The sequence below is a fragment of the Formosimonas limnophila genome, from assembly GCF_014652675.1.
GTDB lineage: Bacteria > Pseudomonadota > Gammaproteobacteria > Burkholderiales > Burkholderiaceae > Hydromonas > Hydromonas limnophila.
Genome location: NZ_BMZG01000053.1, coordinates 1 through 578 on the forward strand (window position 1 = coordinate 1; position 578 = coordinate 578).

The window sequence follows — 578 nt, forward strand, 5'->3', positions numbered from 1 at the left end:
CGGATGGTGCCGCCGATGTTGTTCAGCGTGTCTGTGGCTCTGACGGAGACAGTGCCCCCTTTGTTCCCGCCAATGACACCGCCACGGTTGTTGACATTGCGCGCAGTGATATCCATGCTGCTCGTGCCTGCGATGACACCACCGTTGTTGTTGATGTCGCCTGTGCTGTCCAACCAGTTGTGACGAGCGGCGATGAGCGTGCCATCGCCTTTGAGGTCGAGCGTGTTGGTGGCGAGGTAGACTTTGGGCACGAGGACGGTTTGGGTGGTACCGTCTTTGAGTGTGACAGTTTGCTTAACCATCCAGACGATGTCGGTGGTGAGGTTCTTCATCTGCTCTGGCGTGAGCGCTGTGCCGACGTTGAATCCAAACGCTTTGCCTGCGGCAATGCCGTTGGTCATGAGGGCTTTGTATTGCGCCTCATTGTTGGTGTAGTCACCTGTGAAGCGTTTGCCTGTGGCTGTGATGATTTGGTCGTTGATGAGCTTTTGTTCATAGAACCCATCGCCGAGGCGTTTCCAGATGTTGTTTGGATCGGTCGCCAGTTGTTTGAGCATGTAGTCTGATGAGAGGAATGC

The 578-nt window shown here is 55.0% G+C and carries 1 protein-coding gene; it reads right to left on the bottom strand.

The annotated features are described in order from the left end of the window. The coding region (locus tag IE082_RS11145) for an S-layer family protein (RefSeq protein ID WP_189493976.1) at window positions 1-578 on the bottom strand (578 nt) is incomplete at both ends.